The 21221-nt window shown below is 48.1% G+C and carries 21 protein-coding genes and 1 pseudogene; 17 read left to right on the forward strand and 5 right to left on the reverse strand.

The features are described from left to right. Window positions 1–828 precede the first annotated feature (828 nt). The 3 genes from CWB98_RS17895 to CWB98_RS17905 all read right to left on the reverse strand — a co-directional run bounded on the left by CWB98_RS17895 (window position 829) and on the right by CWB98_RS17905 (window position 3149). Window positions 829–2013 carry a vWA domain-containing protein gene (locus CWB98_RS17895; protein ID WP_138546096.1) on the reverse strand — a complete coding sequence of 395 codons (1185 nt, stop codon included), beginning with the start codon at window positions 2011–2013 and terminating at the stop codon, window positions 829–831. Between the two features lie 2 nt (window positions 2014–2015). After that, window positions 2016–2849: an AAA family ATPase gene (locus CWB98_RS17900; RefSeq protein ID WP_054016048.1), complete on the reverse strand. Its 834-nt coding sequence runs from the start codon at window positions 2847–2849 to the stop codon at window positions 2016–2018. Between the two features lie 75 nt (window positions 2850–2924). Then, window positions 2925–3149, reverse strand: coding sequence for a DUF1653 domain-containing protein (locus tag CWB98_RS17905; protein ID WP_249364716.1), 225 nt, complete (start codon window positions 3147–3149; stop codon window positions 2925–2927). Window positions 3150–3203: 54 nt separating this feature from the next. On the opposite strand from CWB98_RS17905, the gene CWB98_RS17910 reads away from it, so the two are divergent. The 10 genes from CWB98_RS17910 (at window position 3204) to rpoS (ending at window position 10317) form a co-directional block, all read left to right on the forward strand. Further along, a complete protein-coding gene (locus CWB98_RS17910) occupies window positions 3204–3686 on the forward strand; it encodes a DUF2947 domain-containing protein (RefSeq protein ID WP_138546098.1) in 483 nt (160 codons plus the stop codon). 91 nt (window positions 3687–3777) lie between these two features. Further along, complete coding sequence (locus CWB98_RS17915) at window positions 3778–4425, forward strand: hypothetical protein (protein WP_138546099.1); 648 nt, start codon at window positions 3778–3780, stop codon at window positions 4423–4425. Window positions 4426–4478: 53 nt separating this feature from the next. Then, complete coding sequence (gene ftsB, locus CWB98_RS17920; protein WP_054016044.1) at window positions 4479–4763, forward strand: cell division protein FtsB; 285 nt, start codon at window positions 4479–4481, stop codon at window positions 4761–4763. Then, window positions 4756–5457, forward strand: a complete 702-nt coding sequence (gene ispD, locus CWB98_RS17925; RefSeq protein WP_138546100.1) for a 2-C-methyl-D-erythritol 4-phosphate cytidylyltransferase — start codon at window positions 4756–4758, stop codon at window positions 5455–5457. The genes ftsB and ispD overlap by 8 nt, the downstream gene beginning before the upstream one ends. Further along, on the forward strand, window positions 5454–5933 hold the full coding sequence (gene ispF, locus CWB98_RS17930; RefSeq protein WP_138546101.1) for a 2-C-methyl-D-erythritol 2,4-cyclodiphosphate synthase: 480 nt from the start codon (window positions 5454–5456) through the stop codon (window positions 5931–5933). Before ispD ends, ispF begins: the two co-directional genes overlap by 4 nt. 1 nt (window position 5934) lies before the next feature. Then, entirely contained in the window at window positions 5935–6999 is a 1065-nt protein-coding gene (gene truD, locus CWB98_RS17935) for a tRNA pseudouridine(13) synthase TruD (protein ID WP_138546102.1), read from the forward strand. After that, on the forward strand, window positions 6980–7729 hold the full coding sequence (gene surE / locus CWB98_RS17940) for a 5'/3'-nucleotidase SurE (RefSeq protein WP_138546103.1): 750 nt from the start codon (window positions 6980–6982) through the stop codon (window positions 7727–7729). The genes truD and surE overlap by 20 nt, the downstream gene beginning before the upstream one ends. 5 nt (window positions 7730–7734) lie before the next feature. Then, a complete protein-coding gene (locus tag CWB98_RS17945) occupies window positions 7735–8373 on the forward strand; it encodes a protein-L-isoaspartate(D-aspartate) O-methyltransferase (protein WP_138546104.1) in 639 nt (212 codons plus the stop codon). Between the two features lie 80 nt (window positions 8374–8453). Next, window positions 8454–9281: a peptidoglycan DD-metalloendopeptidase family protein gene (locus CWB98_RS17950; RefSeq protein WP_138546105.1), complete on the forward strand. Its 828-nt coding sequence runs from the start codon at window positions 8454–8456 to the stop codon at window positions 9279–9281. A gap of 52 nt (window positions 9282–9333) precedes the next feature. Next, window positions 9334–10317 (forward strand): RNA polymerase sigma factor RpoS, encoded by a 984-nt coding sequence (rpoS, locus tag CWB98_RS17955; RefSeq protein WP_054016062.1) that lies wholly within the window; start codon window positions 9334–9336, stop codon window positions 10315–10317. A gap of 1276 nt (window positions 10318–11593) precedes the next feature. Here the strand turns inward: rpoS and CWB98_RS17960 are convergent. Then, window positions 11594–13708, reverse strand: a complete 2115-nt coding sequence (locus CWB98_RS17960; protein WP_138546106.1) for a S8 family peptidase — start codon at window positions 13706–13708, stop codon at window positions 11594–11596. Between the two features lie 371 nt (window positions 13709–14079). Between CWB98_RS17960 and CWB98_RS17965 the strand changes: the two genes are divergently transcribed. From CWB98_RS17965 to CWB98_RS17975, 3 genes and pseudogenes are all read left to right on the forward strand, one after another. Then, complete coding sequence (locus CWB98_RS17965; RefSeq protein WP_138546107.1) at window positions 14080–15267, forward strand: NAD(P)/FAD-dependent oxidoreductase; 1188 nt, start codon at window positions 14080–14082, stop codon at window positions 15265–15267. Window positions 15268–15459: 192 nt separating this feature from the next. Beyond that, window positions 15460–16428, forward strand: coding sequence for a WD40 repeat domain-containing protein (locus CWB98_RS17970; RefSeq protein ID WP_138546108.1), 969 nt, complete (start codon window positions 15460–15462; stop codon window positions 16426–16428). Window positions 16429–16469: 41 nt separating this feature from the next. Next, window positions 16470–16807: pseudogene (locus CWB98_RS17975) on the forward strand (NAD(P)/FAD-dependent oxidoreductase); the annotation flags it as partial. Between the two features lie 115 nt (window positions 16808–16922). On the opposite strand, the gene CWB98_RS17980 reads toward CWB98_RS17975, so the two are convergent. Continuing rightward, a complete protein-coding gene (locus CWB98_RS17980; RefSeq protein ID WP_138546109.1) occupies window positions 16923–17810 on the reverse strand; it encodes a LysR family transcriptional regulator in 888 nt (295 codons plus the stop codon). Window positions 17811–18043: 233 nt separating this feature from the next. On the opposite strand from CWB98_RS17980, the gene CWB98_RS17985 reads away from it, so the two are divergent. The 4 genes from CWB98_RS17985 (at window position 18044) to CWB98_RS18000 (ending at window position 21216) form a co-directional block, all read left to right on the forward strand. Beyond that, on the forward strand, window positions 18044–19171 hold the full coding sequence (locus CWB98_RS17985; protein WP_138546110.1) for an aldo/keto reductase: 1128 nt from the start codon (window positions 18044–18046) through the stop codon (window positions 19169–19171). A gap of 19 nt (window positions 19172–19190) precedes the next feature. After that, window positions 19191–19787: a short chain dehydrogenase gene (locus CWB98_RS17990; RefSeq protein ID WP_138546111.1), complete on the forward strand. Its 597-nt coding sequence runs from the start codon at window positions 19191–19193 to the stop codon at window positions 19785–19787. A 146-nt stretch (window positions 19788–19933) separates the two neighbouring features. Then, window positions 19934–20155, forward strand: a complete 222-nt coding sequence (locus CWB98_RS17995; RefSeq protein WP_283241217.1) for a DUF1330 domain-containing protein — start codon at window positions 19934–19936, stop codon at window positions 20153–20155. 329 nt (window positions 20156–20484) lie between these two features. Beyond that, a complete protein-coding gene (locus tag CWB98_RS18000; RefSeq protein ID WP_138546112.1) occupies window positions 20485–21216 on the forward strand; it encodes a substrate-binding periplasmic protein in 732 nt (243 codons plus the stop codon). The last annotated feature ends 5 nt before the right edge of the window (window positions 21217–21221 follow it).

Below are 21221 nucleotides of genomic sequence, written 5' to 3' on the forward strand. Positions count from 1 at the left end.
TCGAAAGAGTCGGGCTTTTTTGCGTTTGGAGTAAATTAAAGAAGCTGTAGATAGAATGGCGTTGTCTATTCATCCATGAAGCTAGTATCTAGCACTCTTTGGAGACACTTCCTTGTGGAGGGATCCCGGCTCGGCGTCCATGCATCGCGTTCATTGCGCTGCGAAGCGGTGCTTCGGTCGCAATTCACCTATGAATCTCATCAACATTAGTACTTCCATGTACGTCAAACCCGTTGCAGCAATGCAGCGGTTTTTTTGCTATGTGCGATTTAAAAAGCTGTAAATGCTGTAGCTGCTGGCAATCCACACCGCTCGTATGACAAATACGCCGGAACAAACGTACTCAGCACCGAGAGAAAGGTTTAAACAGATCCCGCATCGAGTGCGGGATGACAACGGAGTTGTTGGAGGTGTGGTAGAGCTGGGTAAACCTGGCGTCGCTGCTGTAAAGCCACACTTTGCGTGTAGCAACTACGTCGGCTCAAACATTTCATGGTGTATAGAGCGATTTCTGACGCAGTGTCATGTATTTCTCCATTCATATAAGCTCACACTAGCGTCATCCCGCACTTGATGCGGGATCTTCTGACAGGCTACACCGTGAGCATGAGTTGCACTATGACCTGGCAATCATTATCAGATTTTAAATAATAGATGCCCTCTCCGAGAGAGCCGGGTCTTTTGCCATAGGCAATTTAAAAAAAGCTGTAGTTCGAGCCCCTTTTCTTCCGCAAAGCAGATGTGACGGTCAATAGGTCAGTACTCACTAAAAGAGTGCATTTCATCTAGCACAAAGGTCGAGCCAAAAGCTCGACTTTGCACTTGTTATCAACTTAGCTCTTTAATTGCTTCGCTAAGCCCATCTAAAGTTAACGGAAACATGCGACCTGCCATCAGCTCATCGATCAGGCCAATAGACTGGTAGTAGGGCCAGTGTGTTTTTGGCTGAGGGTTAAGCCAGGCAACTTTATCAAAGTGCTGGGTGAGTCTTTGTAGCCACACTGATCCGGCTTCCTGATTCCAGTGTTCAACACTGCCGCCGGGGTAGGCTATTTCATAGGGGCCCATGGTGGCATCGCCGACAAAGATCAGTCGATAGTCCCGACCAAAGCGGTTGATCAGCTGATGGGTATCGAGCAAGGTGTTATCCAGCCTGTCGTTGTCCTGCCAGACATGTTCGTACACACAATTATGGAAGTAGAAAAACTCCAGGTGTTTAAACTCGCTGTGTGCGGCGCTGAACAGCTGTTCACAGATCTGGATGTGATCATCCATAGAGCCGCCAATATCGAACAACATGATGACGTTCACGGCATTGTGTCGCTCAGGGGCCATTCTCACATCCAGCATACCACCTTGCTTAGCGGTAGCACGGATAGTTTCATTTAGATCGAGTTGATCGCTGGCGCCACTGCGGGCAAATTTACGCAACTGCTTAAGCGCCAGCTTGATAGTGCGATTACTGATATCGCTGTCGGCATCTAAGTTACGGTATTGGCGTTTATCCCAGACTTTAACTGCACGGCGATGGCGGTTGCCGTCCTGGCCAATCCGGACTCCTTCCGGGTTATAACCGTACGCCCCAAAAGGTGAGGTACCGCCGGTACCTACCCATTTGTTGCCACCTGCATGGCGCTTTTGCTGCTCGGCGAGCCGCTGCTTTAAAGTGTCCAGTAACTTATCGAGTCCACCGAGTGCTTTCAGCTTAGCTTTTTCTTCTTCACTCAGGTGCTTTTCAAACTCTTTGCGTAACCAGTCCTGCGGCAGGGCATTTTGCTGCAACTGGCTGAACAGATCCAGAGACTCCACCCCTTCAAAGTAATCGGCAAAGGCGCGGTCAAACTTATCGAACTGGGTTTCATCTTTGACAAAGATGGTTTTGGCCAGGTGATAAAACCCGTCGATGTCGGCAAAACACACGCCTTTATCGAGCGCATTGAGGCAGTCCAGCAGCTCCCGCAGGCTGGCTTTGACCCCGTAGCGCCTGAGCATGAATAAAAAGTCGATCAACATGATCAGCGCTTACCTAAAAAAGCCAGCTTCTCAAGCAAGGTCACATCCTGCTCATTTTTCAGCAGTGCGCCAAACATGGGCATTAATCCACCTTTGTGGCTGCGGTCTTGTAGTGTTTCGGGGTCAATGTCTTCTGCCAGTAGCAGCTTAAGCCAGTCGAGCAGCTCACTGGTGCTGGGCTTTTTCTTCAACCCGGCCACGCTGCGCAGTTCAAAAAACACTTCCAGTGCTTGTTTTACTAAGCGGGGCTTAATTGCCGGGAAGTGGACATCGATGATCGCCTGCATCTCTTCTTTGTCCGGGAAGTCGATATAGTGGAAGAAGCAACGACGCAAAAATGCATCGGGGAGTTCTTTTTCGTTGTTGGAAGTGATGATCACAATAGGGCGAACTTGCGCTTTAACCTGCTCACCGGTTTCGTACACATGAAACTCCATGCGGTCTAACTCAAGCAGCAGATCGTTGGGGAACTCAATGTCTGCCTTATCGATTTCATCGATCAGCAGAACAGGGCGTTTTGCCTGAGTAAAGGCCTGCCATAGCTTGCCCTTAATGATGTAGTTGCCAATATCGTGCACCCGGGCATCGCCCAGCTGGCTGTCGCGCAGACGCGATACCGCATCGTATTCATACAGGCCTTGCTGCGCTTTGGTGGTCGATTTGATGTGCCACTGAATAAGCTCTGTATCCAGGCTTTTTGCCAGTTCTTCGGCCAGCAGGGTTTTACCTGTGCCAGGCTCCCCTTTGATCAGGAGTGGCTTTTCCAGGATCACGGCGGCATTCACAGCTTGTTGCAGCGCTGTGCTGGCAATATATGACTCGGTACCTTTGAACATAAACTTCTTAACTCTGGTCTGATGAGTGATAGTATCCCAGTGTGCCACAGCGCGTAAGGGCAGTGCAAATGCTCATCATTCGGCGACACCCAGGTACGCAAACCGTGGGCGCTGCTGGCCATCTACTTCAACCATTTCACAGAACATGCTGAGTGGCCGCACCCAATGATCAAAATTGCCATACAAGGTCTGGTATACCACCATGGCCTCTTCTGTTTCACTGTGGGTGGCAACAAACAGCACTTGATATTTCGGGCCTTTGTAATGTTGATAAATACCGGGTTTGAGTTCTTTGTTCACGGTCATTGCTCCAATTAGGTATAATGTCAGCGTTTTAATTAATAGGTATCTGACATGAATTATATTGCGCTCGATGCGTTCAAGAAAGCCTGGGTGTTCCGCCACCAGGATTTGCCCATTGAAGAGGCCGACCTGGCTCGGATCAAGCCGATGACAGAGCAACGTGCGGCGGTACTGTGGACCACTATGGTCAGTCGAGAGCAGGATCACCCCGACTTCTTTACGCCCCATGACTGGCCAGGAAAAGAAGAAAACTGGCAGGAAAGCCTGGACTGGGAAGGGCCATGGGAAGCCGGTGAAGCAACCCTGCCAAACACCATTTGTGACTTTCTTAACTGGGAAGATAACACCACCGTGTACTTTTGTATGTCGCGGGAGTTGATCATTGAAACTCAGTTCGATGTGTTCAAGCGTACCTGGCAGAATTTTATGTTTTTGGCTGATGGCAGCCTGTTACTGGGTAAGAAGCGTGATACGGCGGTGATGTTCAGCGAATCCGGAGAAGCCAGACTCGGTAAGCGACCTAAAAACGTTTAAGGCTTCGGCTACCCGCCGTCGGTAGCTTTCATATTCGTACGCTATATTTAACTGTGTGGTCGTGATATAACCTCTGTGTAAAGGAGGCATTTTGAACAATCAAGGTCACACTAAGCAACAAAGCACGATATGGCAGGATAAAGCAACCCGGCTGGCGTATGCTGAGCTGGCTAATGTTTTTTATGCTCGTGAAATACCCAGCTTGTCTGCTGATCCCGATCTGGACCGTCTGCAGCGGCGGCTAAGTAGCCTGCCTTATTATGTTGAGCGAGCTGCGACGCATATTGTGCTCGGTGAAGTTCCCCTTGAACTGGATAGCCACAACGGCTGCTGGCTGGCCAAACAACGTAAATGCCCCCAATGGCACAGTGATGAAGCCAAAACCTTTTATACCGCCAATGCCTCTGTTGGTTTGGTAGTGCCTGTCATGGTCATCGACGGTGGTGTTACTTGTGTCTATTTAGATACGCTGGATCAGACTCGGGACGGGTTATGGCATTGCAACCAGTTTGGCTGGTTTGACTGCTCAGGTAATGCAGTTGATGAAGGTGAACAGGCAGATCTACCAGCCAAGCGCTATTTACTCAAACCAAGTAAAGCGTTAATGACCGCAGCCTGTTGTGGTCACCGCTGGCAATATCATAAAATACTACCGCCCAGAACGCTGGGTTTACGCGAAATGTTACTGGCCAGCAGTGTGAACTGGGCAAACGTAAGAAAAAAACAACAACGCAAGTAGTGCACATTGCCAGGTGCAATGCATGATCCTGTAAAGCAATAAAGGTAGCTCGAATGCGATATTTCCAACTTGCATTGCTATGTCTGTGTGCATATACCCAATACAATCTGTGGTTTGGGCACAATGGTCTTGAAGACTTCAGGCGTATCAAAACAGCCGTAGACAAGCATCAGGCTGCCAATGCCGATCTGGCCAAACGCAATAAATTACTCAAAGCGGATATCGAAGATCTGAAGCTTGGGCTCGAAGGGGTAGAAGAGCGTGCTCGCCACGAACTGGGTATGATCAAACCCAACGAAACCTTTATCCGCGTACTGTCAAAGAAGCACGATGAATAAATTAACTACAATTGCAGCTGTCGTTCCTGCTGCTGGCGTTGGGGCCAGAATGGGACTGAACCACCCAAAGCAATACCTTAAAATAGGCGACAAAACCGTGCTTGAGCATACGCTCACCAAACTGGCTGCATTGCCACAGCTAAACCAAATTTACGTGGCAATAAGCGAAACCGACGGCTACTTTAATGAGCTATCGCTAAATGGGCTAAATGTCAGGCGAGTTACAGGGGGCAAAGAGCGAGCCGACTCTGTGCTGAATGCCTTGCTGGCTATGCAGAGCACACCCCCGGATTGGGTGTTGGTTCATGATGCGGCCAGACCTTTGGTGGAAGTAAGCGATATCACTAACCTGGTTGAGCAGTGCTTAGCGCATCAGGAAGGCGGTATTTTGGCGAGTAAAGTTAAAGATACCATTAAGCGCGGCACCAGCCACAGCGAAGAAACTGTGCCACGAGAGACCTTGTGGCAGGCGCTGACACCCCAGTTTTTCCCATACCAGCAGTTGTTGAATGCGTTGCAGCAGGCGCTGCAGAGCAAGGTTCACATTACCGATGAGGCGTCGGCCATCGAGCATGCAGGCTTGCCTGTTCGATTAGTCAGTGGCCGCTCAGACAACATTAAAATTACCACACCGGAAGACTATGCGCTGGCCAGTTTTCTGATGTCACAACAAAGTAAAGAGAGGTCACTATGATTCGCATAGGTCACGGGTTTGATGTTCATAAGTTTGGTGGAGAAGGCCCGCTGACGATTTGTGGTGAGAAGATCCCTTATTCACAAGGCTTTATTGCACACTCCGACGGTGATGTCGCTATCCATGCCGTATGTGATGCTTTGCTCGGTGCACTGGCACTGGGTGATATTGGCAAACACTTTCCCGATACAGCGGCTGAATTTGAAAACATCGACAGTCGTATCCTGCTGCGTAGAGTAATGGAGCAGGTCAGTGAACTGGGTTATCAACTCGGTAATCTGGATGTGACCATAGTGGCTCAGGCACCCAAAATGCGTCCGCATATTGACGCCATGCGTGCGAATCTTGCGACGGACTGCAACGCCGACATTGGCCAGGTTAATGTCAAGGCGACGACCACAGAAAAGCTGGGGTTTGAAGGAAGAAAAGAAGGTATTTCCAGCCATGCTGTGGTGCTACTGACGAAGGTGGCTTAGTGTGAAAACCTGTGTATCTGAGCTCAATTACTTATATGGTGAACCGCAGGCGCATGCTGAATTTAAATCTCAGCCTGAAGACTTTATGGTTGATGAAATCCTCGACATTGAATTTACAGGGGAAGGCGAACACGTCTGCTTGCAGATTGTTAAGAAAGGTGAGAACACCGCTTTTATTGCCCGTAAGCTGGCCGAGTTTGCAGGCGTAGCGCCAAGGGATGTCAGCTACGGCGGACTCAAAGACCGTCATGGTGTCTGTAGTCAGTGGTTTAGTGTCCCGGTGCCAATTAAGCAGTCACTGGATTTCAGCGGCCTTAACAGTGACAGCCTGTTTGTGCTTAAGCAGATTCGTCACAATCGAAAATTACGTACCGGATGCCACAAAGGTAATCGCTTTACTATCACGCTACGTAATGTCAGTGAACCACTGGATCTGTTGTCACGCGTTAACGCGGTGCGCCAGGGCGTGCCCAATTATTTTGGTGAACAGCGCTTTGGTCACGATGGCTACAACCTGGAAATGGCACAAAGACTGTTTGAGGGTGAGCGGATCCGTGATAAAAAATTACGAGGCTTGGTGATCTCGGCGGCGCGCTCACATATTTTTAATCAGCTAGTCTCTCGGCGGGTTGCTGAGCATGGTCTGGCAAAGACCTGGCATCGCGAAGTTTTTATGCTCAGTGGCAGCAACGCGTTTTTTGAAGAAGACATAAGCGATGAACTGATCGTTCGGCTGCTTGAAGCTGATATTGTGTTGTCTGCCCCTTTGTTGGGCAAAGGCGAAAAAGGCCTCACCGCACTTGAGATAGAGTGGCTCAAACCCTTTGCCGACTGGTGGCAGGGACTGGGCGCTTTAGGGCTTAAAAACGAGCGCAGGGCGCTGCGGGTAATACCTGAAAACTTAGTGGTGAAGTCCCTGAACGCAACAACAATTCAGCTCAGTTTTGATTTACCTAAAGGGTGCTATGCCACCGCGATACTGCGTGAGCTGGTTCATCATGAGGATGTCAGTCATCGCAACTACGATAAAAAAGGAAGCAACCAAGATGAAGATACTGCTCAGTAACGACGATGGAGTACATGCAAAAGGTATTGACGTCCTCTACAAAGCTTTGTGCGAAATCGCAGAGGTTGTGGTAATCGCACCCGACCGTAATTGTAGTGGTGCGAGTAATTCACTAACCCTGATAAACCCATTGCGGGCAACAACACTGGATAACGGCTTTGTGAGTGTCAACGGCACGCCTACCGACTGTGTGCACCTGGGAGTGAATCAATTGCTCGATGAAGCACCGGATCTGGTCGTGGCTGGTATTAATAATGGCGCTAACCTGGGCGACGATACACTTTATTCGGGGACCGTTGCTGCCGCCACTGAGGGTCGTCACCTGGGTTTGCCTGCCATTGCTGTATCACTGTGCTCAAAACGAGAAGCACACTACGAAACCGCAGCGGCTGTTACGGTCAAGCTCATCAAAGCACTAAAAAGCCATCCGCTACCCAAAGATCAGATCATCAATATCAATGTGCCGGATATTCCCCTGTCTGACCTAAAAGGTATGCAGGTGACTCGTCTGGGTGCCAGACATAAAGCGGAAACCATGACCCGGCAGCTGGATCCCTGGAACAGGGACGTCTATTGGTACGGTTCATTGGGTCAGGAGTTGGATGCCGGTGAGGGCACTGACTTCTACGCAGTTAAACAAGGCTATGCGGCCATCACACCGTTGAAAGTCGATATGACAGCGCATGAAAGCCTGGATTCTCTGTCAAGCTGGATAGCCGCTCAGGAGTAAGCACGTTGCTCAAAAATTATAAACGCAGCGCAGAGGCATTGGTTGCAATATTGGCACGTCATGGTATTAACGACCCTGAGGTGCTGAATTGCATGGAGATCACACCCCGGCACTTGTTTGTTGATACTGTGCTGCAGCATAAGTCATATGAAAATACGGCGCTGCCGATTGGGCAGGGGCAAACGATTTCTCAGCCTTTGGTCGTTGCGCGAATGACCGAGCTGCTGCGCCAGGCGGGGGTCGCTAGAAAAGTGCTGGAGGTTGGCACTGGCTCGGGGTATCAGACGGCCGTGCTGGCTCAGCTGTTTGACGAGGTATACAGCATTGAGCGGATCAAAGCATTACAGTGGCAGGCAAAGCGCCGCTTGCATATGTTGGATCTGTACAATGTGGCAATGAAGCATGGTGATGGCTGGCAGGGCTGGGCTTCGAAAGGGCCCTATGAGGGTATCATAGTCACCGCGGCGGCGGCACAAGTGCCTCAGGCGCTACTGGATCAGCTTTGTGATGGTGGGGTGATGGTGATCCCTGTTGGTGAGCAACATCAGGTCCTCACTATGTACCAAAGAAATGGTCAACAGTTCATTGAAAATAAACTGGCTGAGGTACGTTTCGTTCCTTTAATTCCGGGCGCACTGAGCTAGACTTGACAAAAAAAGCGAGAAAATCCAGTTGAGTATGCTAAAGTGGATGGTCGAATTAACAAGCGGAAAGTAATCAAGGCATGAATCGGACGCGCATCAATACTCTTTTGCTGTTGTGCTATTTTCTGGCCGCATGTACTACGCCACATTCCCCCGCTCCGGTTGTTAATCTCTCCAAAGGTAAGACCAGTTATCAACAAAAAATTCAAATAAAAAATAATCAATATAAGGTTAAAAAAGGCGACACTTTGTTTGCTATTGCTTTTAGTGCAAATAAGGATGTTAGAACTGTTGCCAAAATCAATAAAATTAAGCCTCCCTACACGATTTTCCCTGGTCAGATCATCTCTTTAGACTATCCAAAAAAGACGAATAAAGCGTCTAAAAAGCAATCAGTAAAAACCGTAAATTTAACCGATAAAAAACAAAAAAATAACATTTCACCGAAAAAAGAGCTTGATCGTCCCAAGCAACGAGAGTATGTTCAAAAGCAAGCCAGCGAAAAATCCAGTCATACCAAACAGTTGTCAAATAATAAGGTACGATGGCGTTGGCCCGCAGTTGGTAAGGTGACCCGACGTTTTTCTGTCAAAGAAAACGGCTATAAGGGAATTCAGATTTCAAATAAAAAGGGAACATCTGTTAAGGCTGCGGCAAATGGTGTTGTTGTATACGCAGGGAGTGCATTACGGGGATACGGCAATCTGATCATTCTGAAACACACAGATGATTATCTTAGCGCGTACGCCCACAATTCCAAATTGCTAGTAAGAGAGCAGCAGCAAGTTAAAGCTGGGCAAAAAATTGCCGAAATGGGAGATACAGACGCATCATCTGTTGCGTTGCGGTTTGAGATCCGTTACCGCGGACAAGCCGTAAATCCCGGTAGGTTCTTGCCTAAAAATTAGCCTATCGACGTAATGATGGAAAACTGTCACTTATTCGCTTGGGGGGATGCTTATGGCTCAAACAGCAAAATTGAATAGTAAAGTAAATCCAGAATTGGACGAGAAGTTTGAAGATGTTTCAGTCGAGGAGCCCAAAACGGAGCTGCTTGAAGATATCGAAAATGATGAAGAACTTTTCGCCAAGGACGACAGCGTTAAGAATTTAGATGCAACCCAATTGTATTTGGGAGAGATTGGCTTTTCGCCGCTGCTGAGTGCTGAAGAAGAAGTGTACTTCGCACGTAAGGCACTGAAAGGCTGTGAGGCGTCTCGTAAACGTATGATCGAAAGTAACCTGCGACTGGTAGTAAAAATCGCGCGCCGTTACAACAATCGGGGACTGGCGTTACTTGACCTGATTGAAGAAGGAAACTTAGGCCTGATCCGAGCCGTTGAGAAGTTCGATCCGGAACGTGGTTTTCGCTTTTCTACCTATGCGACCTGGTGGATCCGTCAGACCATTGAGCGGGCTATAATGAATCAGACTCGCACCATTCGCTTACCTATCCATGTGGTCAAAGAGCTCAATGTGTACCTCCGTACAGCACGTGAGCTGACGCAAAAACTGGACCACGAGCCGACTGCGGAGGAAATCGCAGAGTCACTCGACAGACCAGTGGAAGATGTCAGTAAGATGTTGCGTCTGAACGAGAAAATTACGTCCGTGGACACGCCTATCGGCGGGGATAATGACAAAGCGTTATTAGACATTATTGCTGACGAGCGTGGTTACGAGCCAGAAAGCGAAGTTCAGAACAAAGACATTAACCGCCATATCGTTGACTGGCTGGGTGAATTGAACCCGAAACAAAGAGAAGTGCTTGCACGTCGTTTTGGCTTGTTGGGGTATGAACCATCGACTTTGGAAGATGTGGGCCGCGAGATCGGCTTAACCCGTGAACGTGTGCGCCAAATTCAGGTTGAAGCACTGCGTCGTCTAAAAGACATCTTACAACATGAGGGCTTGAGCACAGACAGCTTGTTTGAACAAATGTAAGTGGAGTAGCAGCGCATGTTACCTTTTCTCCTGTATTCCAAGCGCTGAATAGCCACGTTATCGTTGAGTCATTCCGTAGTTTGAATGACTCTCGAATATCCCCCCAAAATACATGCATCGACTTTACTTTGTACTTTTTCCCAGTTAGACGATAAATTCTCATTTAGAAGTGCATTGTTATATCAAGCGAATTAAGTGTTCAGGCTGAGCAATTACGTCATTCACAACCTCCGATATATGGCTCTGTACATCACTTCTCCAAGTGCTTTGATAGACAGCAGAACTAGCCATTCATAATTTCATCTCTCAGCCCTGTAAAGCCCGTCATCCCGGCCTCCGAGCCGGCAACCATTGCAAATACAACACACCTACCACAGAGAGTAACGAGAGGTGTTTTGCATCTGAGGAACGCCATCTTACGCAGTCGCCGGGGGGAGAACCCATGTCAAGCACGGGATGGCTGGGAGGAAGCACAAGGCAACGGAGCAAGAACTTAGATCGCGGAGTGCATGATGTATTCAATTATTCCGCACTCAAAACCCTGTCATCCCGGCCCCCGAGCCGTGAACCACCCAAAAGGCAATACGCTCAGTAGTATACCAAGCCCGCTATTCTGCACTCAAAGCCTGTCATCCCGGCCTCCGAGCCGGGAACCACCCAAAAGGCAATACGGTCATCGCATCTAGTACACCTTACCTGCACACCAAGCCCGTGATCCCGGCCTTCGAGCCGGGAACCATTCCAAATACAACACACATACCACAGATAGTAACGGGTGGTATGTTGCGCCTGAGCAATGCCATCTTGCGGAGTCGCCTGTGAGTAGATCCCGTGTCGGGCACGGGATGACTGGGAGGGGGCATAGGACAACGGAGCTGGCGTTTAGATGACGGAGTGAATGATGTACTCAATTATTTCGCACTCAAAACCCTGTCACCCCGGCTCCCGAGCCGTGAACCATCCAAAAGGCAATACGCTCAGCGAATCTAGTATACCTTGTCAGCATCCCAAGCCCGCTATTCTGCATTCAAAGCCCGTCATCCCGGCCTCCGAGCCGGGAACCATTCCAAATACAACACACATACCACAGATGGAAATGGGAGGTGTTTTACTCCTGAGTAATGCCATCTAGCGGAATCGCCGATAGGTAGATCCCATGTCGAGCCCGAAATGACAGGGCAAAAGCACTAAGCGACATAGCTGGAATTAATAATCACCCATAAAAAAGGGCTAAACCCTAAGGTTTAGCCCTCATTTAAAAGCCTGGGGAAAGTGCTTATTGTGCTTTTGCGTTTAATGTTACGCCAGAGAAAGTTCTGTAAGCGTTAAGACCGAAGTACCAGGTACCCGCTTGTGGGTTAGTGAAAGTACAAGTCTCTGCGTTACCGCCTTTATAAGGACGGCAATCGTAGCTAGAGCTGGTAGGTGCACTACCTTGCTTAACGAACAGGTCAGCGTCACCAGTACCACCAGAGATAGTTACTGTCAGGCTGCTCATACCCGCAGGTACGTCTAGTGATTTCTGGATCCAGTTGCCAGTGCTTGCAGACAGGTTAGACTCAGTTAACTCAACCGGGCCAGTTGAACCGCCAGCAGTTTCAGCTTTCAGGCTCACACCGCTGTATGCAGAGTAACCGCGCATCATAACGTGGTAAGTACCAGTCGATGGGTTATCAATTGTACATACTTCGTTGTTACCACCTTCGTATGGACGACAGTCGTAAGTTGACTGAGTAGGCTTAGCATTTGCACGTACGTACAGATCAGCATCACCAGTACCGCCACTCATAGTGAAGGTTACTTTGCTTACGCCGCTGCCTACCTCAAAGGTATAGAAAGTTTCGCTGCTTGTGCTGCCAGACAGGCCTGTCTTAGCTACACCATCTTCCAGCTCGTTACCACCGTTACCATTGTCGTTACCAAGTGCAGCATCTACTGCTGCAGACGCATCGACGATACCAGTACCACAGCTAGTACATGTTGCAGGGAAGCTACGTGTTGTGCTCTTCAGAATGCTCTCTACTTCATCAGGCGTTGCAGAAGGTTTCGCCTGCTTGATAAGCGCCGCGACACCCGCAACGTGAGGTGCCGCCATTGACGTACCTTGTGAGTATGCATAGCTGTCGCTTGAAGGCGTGTTGCTGCCTGAATTATAAGTAGACAGAATACCTTCTGGGTCATTCGCAAAGCTTTGCGCGCCGCCAGGTGCTGCAACGTCGATGTTTGAACCGTAGTTTGAGTAGTAAGCACGGCCACCGTTACGACCTACAGACGCAACATTGATGATGCCTGAACAGTTACCTGGGTTGTAGTTTGCAGAGTTGTCGTTGTCGTTACCTGCTGCAATAACAATGGTTGAACCGTTAGCGCGTGCTGTGTTAATCGCGTTTTGAGTCGTAGAGCTACATGCACCGCTGCCACCTAAGCTCATGTTAATAACATCAGCCGGGTTAGAGTTAGCAGGTACGCCAGATACTGAACCACCTGAAGCCCAGACAATCGCGTCAGCGATATCTGAAGTCAGGCCACCACATTTACCAAGTACACGTACAGGTACAACTTTTGCGTCATAAGCAACACCAGCAACACCTTCTCCGTTGTTAGAAACCGCAGCTACCGTACCTGCTACGTGTGTACCGTGCCAGCTTGAATCACGTGCGCTGTGAGTGTAACCACACTCGTTACGTGAAACAGCATCACCCGGGTCACGTGCGTCGCTGTCACGACCGCCACCATCATTGGCAACAGACAGATCAGAGATCATGTCGTAACCTGGTAGAATGTTTGCGTTCAGGTCAGCGTGTGGACGGTAACCAGTATCAAGAACAGCAACAACTACGCCGTTACCGGTTGCTTTGTCCCATGCTGCTGGTGCGTTGATACCGCCAGCTGTTTCAAAGTAGTGCCACTGATCAGAATAACGCGGATCGTTAGGCGTCGCGAAAGGCTGTAACATTTGGTCAATTTCAATGTACTCAATGTTGCCAGTAGCAGACATTTCCATCATCAGGCTTTGTGCTTCAGCTGCACTCAGCTTTTGATCAACACGCATAACGTGGTGGTTGCTTAGCGCCATCTTGCGAACGTACTTAGTTTTCAGTGAAGATTTTTTCTTGCTTTTGAAGTTCTTCACGAAACTTTGTGCACGCGAGTTCATCATAGCTGGTGACATGTCGGCACCAGAAATAGACATAAGCTGATTGCTGTTATCTTTATATTTAATGATGAACTGGGTACCGGCAGTGTTCTGGCTTTGCATTTTCTGGCTCAGTTGAGCAATGTTTGCGTTATTATTGAATGCTTCAACGTTGTTAGCCATTGCATTAGAAGCGGCGAACATGCCTGACATCGCTAGCGCGACAGCGCCGATTTTTAAGTTGCGTGTTGTCATTATTATGATTCCTAGTTTCTTACTTGTTGTTGTTGTTCTGTTTGCGTGTGCAAGCAGATGGTTATCGAAGGTAAAGAACTGGTTAAACTATTTAAAGTGCTGTTTTGTTATTTACACTATTGTTTTTGTTATAAGCGGATGGCTAAATAGTTCAATTATGACAATAATTCTTTGTTTTTATTGCAAAATTATTATTTGTTACAGGATGAGGTATGAATTAGTTAGTATTGTAAACGATTGTAAATGGTTAATATTTTATTACTAGTTGTGATAAAATTATGTGCCTTTGTTTGCTAAATAATCGCATTACTCCACCTCTAAGGCATAAGTTGATACAATAAGTGCATAACTTTTTCAGGACACAATATACAATGTTGAACTTTGATGTGGTGATCATCGGCGCGGGCGCGGCTGGCCTGATGTGTGCGGCACAGGCTGGATATCGGGGGCGCAGCGTCGCGGTGGTCGATATGGGCAAAAAAGCCGGTCGAAAAATACTCATTAGCGGTGGTGGTCGTTGCAATTTTACCAATGAAGGCGCGATGCCACAGAACTATTTATGCGCTAACCCCCATTTTGTGAAGTCCTGCCTGAGCCGTTACACCCAGCACGACTTTATTGAGCTGGTGGACCGCCACGGCCTGGCTTATCACCATAAAACCCTGGGTCAGTTGTTTTGTGACAACAGTGCCCAGGATATCGTCGACATTCTGTTAACTGAATGCGACTGGGCCGGGGTTGAGGTATTTCTGCGTAACGAAGTCATTAAGGTCGAACGCACCGAGGCCGGCGGATATATCGTCACTACCTCTGAGCAGGTGTTTAGCTGCCAGTCTCTGGTCGTGGCCGCCGGCGGCCTGACCATGCCCAAACTGGGCGCCACGCCCATTGGTTACAAAATTGCCGAGCAGTTTGGCCTGAAAGTACTGCCGACCATGGCGGCACTGGTACCTTTTACCCTGCACGACCACGATAAAGCCCGCTTTGATGGCCTGGCGGGTGTAAGTCTGCCTTGCACTGCACAAAGCGAAGATGGCACCCGCTTCAAAGAGAACCTGCTGTTTACCCACCGTGGCCTGTCTGGCCCCGCAGTTTTGCAGATCTCCTCGTTCTGGCGCGCCGGGCAGGGCGTGATTGTTAATCTACTTCCCGATACCGATATGCACGTACAGCTGCACGACTGGCGTCAGGAACAAGGTAATAAATCTCTGAAAAACCTGCTAAGTACCATATTACCTAAACGTTTTGTTGAGGTATTAATCAACGAGCAAACCGTACCAGAAAAAAATGCCAACCAGCTCAGTCACAGCGAAATCGACACGCTGGCCCACGCGCTGCACCACTGGCACATTAAACCCAATGGCACAGAGGGTTACCGCACCGCCGAAGTCACCCTGGGCGGCGTCGACACCGACGAACTCAGCTCCAAAACCTTCGAAGCCAAAAAAGCCCCCGGCCTGTATTTTATCGGCGAAGTCACCGACGTCACCGGCTGGCTCGGCGGCTACAATTTCCAATACGCCTGGAGCTGCGGCTGGGCATGCGGACAGGCGTGTTAGGTGGAGTGTAATAATAAAGTTTGTATACTGCTAAGATGGGTCATCTAACCTTCTGGTTAGGTGACCCATTTTACTATGCCATTACAATCAGGTAAGTTGCTGGAATATGCTGAGGGTAACAACTTTAGCTGTGAACGTGTATACGGAAAAAGAGTATTAGCTTGAGTGCCTAATACCGAAAGGATTATAAAAATGAAAAAAATATCCGCTACGGCCTTGTCATTACTATTGACGGGCTGCTTGTTTGACTCTCATTTTGAAACACCCGCAAGTGCCCAAAAGAAACATGGCTCAGGGGTAGTACAATCGTCAGACCTATCTCAAAATGGAGCTTTGTCTGTCATTGCAAGGCAAGATGAAGTTTGCTTATGGAGTAACATCTCAGACAAAAAAGTATTTCCCTGTATCGCGGAGGGTAATATTGAGTTGACCGGTATCGCTGACAACGCCAGTGTATTTTACATATCCAACAGGTTGTCTGTTAGCCTGTTTTCTGCCAAGTCAGGTAAGCTGTTAGGCGCGTGGACTAGCGGTGAAAATATTATTAGAGATATAGCGATATCCAGCGACGGTGAAACGCTACTGTTAGGTTACAGAAGCGGCATAACGGAAGTAATACATGTCAGAAGTAATCGCAGAGCACAACACACATTACACGACTTAGATGTAAACACCGTGGCGCTGTCAGCCGACGGGCGCACTGCGATGACAGGTTCCAGCGATAAATTCGTTAAATTGTGGGATGTACAAACAGGCAAAGAATTGCAGTCTTATAAATTTTCAACCAGAGTCAACCATGTTTCTCTTAACGCAGATGCGACGATGGCGTTCGTACTGGACTCTGTGAATGCTCGTCAATTCATTGATTTAAAATCACAAGAGCTAGGTTCCTCCTTGTCTACATATAGTAACTTCATAGAGTTTAATCAGTCGGCATTTATTAACAATGATCAGTGGTTACTCACTGCCTCGCCAAATCAAAAAGTGCAGATCTGGCGCGTTGCAGATGGGGATTTAATAGCAAAGTTTATGGCGAATAAAGTCGATGGCCGAGATCGCGCATCAGTATTAAGCATCGCGATGGATGAGTCCAGGCAAGTGGTCATCAGTAAAACAAATGATGGGGTTGTGGAAACGTGGCCAGTTAAAACGCTGCTTTAAGTCCATATGAGGGCAAAACTGGCGTCAGGGTAGGGCACTTAATTAGCGCTGTGTTAGCTAAACTTTTTGTTGAGGTATTAATAAACGAGCAAACCGTACCAGAAAAAATGCCAACCTGCTCAGCCACAGAGAAATTGATAATCTGGTCCTCGGGCTGAACCACTGGCCTACCAAACCCAATAGCACAGAAGGTGATCGCACCGCCGAAGTCACTTTAGGCGGTGTTGACACCGACGAGCTCAGTTCCAAAACCTTCGAAGCCAAAAAAGCCCCCGGCCTGTACTTTATCGGCGAAGTCACCGACGTCATCGGCTGGCTCGGCGGCCACAATTTCCAATACGCCTGGAGCTGCGGCTGGGCGTGCGGTCAGGCGTGTTAAGATTTAATTGATACCACATCTGCTAAACTGGATACTCTGTTATTAATAAACAGTTCAGCACGCCGTGTAGCACGAGTCTTATATAGGCACCTGTTACTTCATCATGCTTGAACGGCTATGTATCCAAAATGAGTCGGATCAGAAACTTACCCAACTCAGAGGTGTAAAATTTTTGGGTGACAACCAGCTCACTGTCCCATCCTGGCGTATCGAATGGCAATGGGTAAGTTTCACATCCAGCACGTTTGGCTATGTCACTCAGTGAGGCAGGAACGGTGGCAATGAGATCTGAGTGTGCAACCGTCTCGACCAAGGGTAAAAATTGCGCACAGGTCATCGCAATCGTGCGTGTTAAGCCTTGCTGTTTCAATATTTCATCAATGACCCCAGTCTGATCACCTTTGAGTGTCATCAGGACATGTGGGGACTCGAGATATTTCTCAAGAGACAGGCTTGCTGAGCGGGTTGAATAGCGCTTGCTGCTAATTGCTATAAACCTGTCGTGCCACAAATGCTTTCGATAAAACCTAGCCGGGAGTGCTTTGAATGTGCCTATGACAATCTGTGTGCTGTCATTGTCCAGTTTGTCAAAGGCTATCTGTTTATCCAACTGCACAAAATTAAGCGTAATTCCGGGCGCACAGGCTCTTAGTTTGGAAATGAGTGCAGGGGTTAATGATGTGATAGCTAAATCGGAGGCAGCAATCACGATTTGCTCTTTGGCTGTTGTTGGGTCGAACGCTTTGTGCGCAATCATACTGTTAATATTTGCCAGGATGGCCTGAACCTGAGGGGCCATGTCATCCGCTCTGGTTGTGGGGATCACACCGCCTGCGCTTCTTTGAAATAATGGGTCATCAAATTGCCGTCGTAAACGGCTTAACGCATTGCTCATGGACGACTGTGCCAGCCCAATACTGTCGGCCGCTTTACTCACGTTACGATACTGATATATCGCATTGAATACCTTGAGCAGATTCAGATCCAGTGTATTAATATTCATTTTATCAATATTTAAAGTCCAGATAATCCATTTCTACTATATATCATGGCTCCTTATAGTGTTAGTGACAAAGTGAGATATAACACCTGAGAAAGCGTGTTTGCCTTACCAGGCCACTCACAGGCGGTGTGCTGTGTGGCCAGGCGGTAAATACTCTGTTTATCAGGTTCTTGCAAGCAGACACTGACTTTGTTGTTCAGAAACAGACTGATATAACGCTAAGGTAGACAATCATGACTGCATTAAGTAAAGACTTACCGTTTTTCCATGAAGATAAAAACGCACAAACATTGGCTTCTCTTCGGACCTACAGAACACTTGGTAATACCGGATTAAAGGTTTCACCCATTGCTTATGGTGCAGGCACATTTGGAGATGCCTGGGGAGAGGCCTGGTCAAGCGGCAAAACCCAGGCTGAAGCTATTTTTAATCATTACGTAAATTCCGGTGGCAACTTTTTTGATACCTCGGATGTTTATCAGGACGGCCAGAGTGAGCAATGGTTGGGTGAGTTTACGCGCAATGCAGGGAATCGTGACCGACTCGTAATTTCAACCAAAGGTACTCAAAATCAATATGCGAACGATCCCAATGGTGGTGGAAACGGGCGCAAACACATTATTAAGGCTGTAGAGGCATCGCTTAAGCGTTTAAACACAGACTATATTGACCTGTACTTTTTGCACCAGTGGGACAGATTTACGCCACCCGAAGAAGTCTTGTCGACGTTTGAAGTCCTCATACAGCAAGGGAAGATCAGGCATTACGGTCTCTCAAACTTTCCGGCCTGGTACACCACAAAACTGCAATTGCTGGCATATCAGAGCTTTCGAAACCCCGTCGCGGCTATCCAGAACCAGTATAGTCTAGTGGCGCGCCACAGCGACTATGAGCATTTACCTATGTGTCAGCATTTCGATATTGGCTTTATGGCGTGGAGTCCGCTGGCTAATGGACTGTTAACTGGGAAATATCAGGTGGATGAGCTGGGTAGTTTAACCGGGCAGGGCCGTCTGACGGACACTTGGACAACCGATCCCAGTGTGGCGCACATGGCTACGAGCCAGAATATCTCTGTCATTAAAACGCTTATTGAGATCGCACAAGCATCCGGGCATACCCCGTCGCAGATAGCGCTGAACTGGCTGGTCAAACACCAGGGGCTCACATCACTGGTGATTGGTGCTCGCAAGCTGACACAACTTAAAGAGAATTTGGCTGCGTTGGAGTTTGAGTTAACCGCTGAACAAACCCACACATTGGATCAGGTCAGTCAACCACTCGCTATATCGCCTTATAACTACCATACCGCCGAGATGCAATCGCTGATCCATACAGGCACACGTATTGAAAAACTATAAATTGAGCAAAGAGGTTTACATGAAAAAAGTACTTGTTTTAGGCGCCAGTGGTTTACTGGGCCAGAGTATCGTGAACAAACTGGCGGGCGCAGCTGAAGTGATTGGTGCGTCAATGAGCGACGCTGAGTATCCGGTCGATATATCTAACCCCGAATCGTTACAGGCCTTGCTAGCCAAAGTAGGAAAAGTCGATGCCATTATTTGTACAGCAGGTGTGGTTAATTTTGTGCCCTGGCAGCAGGCAACTGATGCCGATTGGCAATTTGGCATTAGCAACAAAATGATGGGGCAAATTAATTTGCTTCGTTTTGGCACTCAGTATGTCAATGAGGGTGGGGTGATTGTCGTGACAACGGGGATTTTGGCGCAAAATCCGATACCAGGGAGCAGTGTTGTCTCAGCAGTGAATGCTGCGGTCGAGTCTGTCGTACATGCAGCCAGCCTGGAAGTCGAGGGCGTCCGATTTAATGCCGTTTCTCCTGGATGGGTAAAAGAGACCATGGAAGCAATGGGGATGGACGCCACTCCCGGACTCCCAGCAACAGAGGTAGCTCAGGTCTATGTTGACCTGATTGAGCACAGTACCAGTGGTGAGATCCACCTGGCCGTAAAATAAATCGGTTTCGGTGCTGCATGACGGCGGCACCAGTTGATAAAATAGAGTACCCATTATAAAAACGATATCCGCCCGGAGAGAAGACATGTATCTATATATTCAGTTCATTATAAAAGATCCCGAAGCATTTCAGTTATACGCAAACAGTGCAGGCTTACGGTAGAAAAACCCTCGCGGTGAATAAATCACCCGACCCAATTGAAGGGCAAGTGGTTGCCGATGTTTGCGTTATTCAACAATGGCCCTCACAAGCTGCTGTTGAAAAGTGGCTAAATTCAGCGGAGTATGCGCCACTGAAGCAACTACGAGATGAGTGTGCGATGGAAAAATTAGTGATGATACCGCTGAGTGATGTGTCTCTGCCTTAGGTCTGGGCGTGGGTTGTACTGTCTGTGGCAGACGCATACGTTGCGAAATTCGTTGTTACTTAATGTACATATTGTACAGCAGTGAATTTTGCATATTGACTTTATTGTGCTTAAATATCAATGTGTTATGTTTTTAAATGAACTTCAGGCAAGTCAGATATTGTGGTTTTGATGGCTGCTATAGTTAAATTATACTAAACCGGGTTAAGGGGGATGTATGCAGCACGTCTTTTCGAAAATTTGTACCGTAATTGCACAGTGTGGTGTCCGTGATAAAACGCATTTTTAAGACGTACTGGAATGTAAACGTCTGGCTTTTATGTCTCTTAGTGAGTTCGGTTTTTTCTCCTGTTGCTCAAAGTAAAATGCTGCGCTTTGGCGTAGACCCCTGGCCACCATTTGTCATTGTTGGGCAAACACAAATCAGTGGTATCGATGTTGATATAGTCCGACATCTGGCAGACGCCCTTAACCTCGATCTTGAGCTGGTTCGCTGCCCGTTTAAGCGTTGTCTGCGAATGATGGAGATCGGTGAGCTAGATATGCTGGGCTCTTTGCAAAAGTTTAAAGACCGTGAAGTCTATATGCAGTATCTGGAACCTAGTTATTACACTGCGAATAAAGTGTTCTATACCCTGAAGGGGAGCGAGGTTAGCATCAATGCCTATCAGGATCTCGAGCGCTATATTCTCGGCGTGACACTGGGACATAAAAATGACCCCCAATTCGATGCAGATACCGGTCTCACAAAATTCGCAGCGGTAGATACAGACAAGCTATTTAGCCTGCTGATGAAAAAGCGTATTGACGCTGCACTGAGTGTGGATGTGCGCTCTGATCATTATTTAAAAACCCACAATCTAGGCCAATATATCCACAAGGCACCATTTTACTTTAAAGGCACACAAGGTTATCTGGCTGTATCGCGTGCGTCCCAGCTGCTCGAAAGGTGCCAGGAGATTGAACGTATGCTTGCTGGTATGGTAAATGATGGCACCATAACCAGTATGATTGACACTGTGGTACGTGAAAAGGTTAAAAAAACGCCTCCGGCGCGTTAAACATG

Origin of the sequence: Pseudoalteromonas rubra, assembly GCF_005887115.1 — a bacterium.
Taxonomy (GTDB): domain Bacteria; phylum Pseudomonadota; class Gammaproteobacteria; order Enterobacterales; family Alteromonadaceae; genus Pseudoalteromonas; species Pseudoalteromonas rubra_F.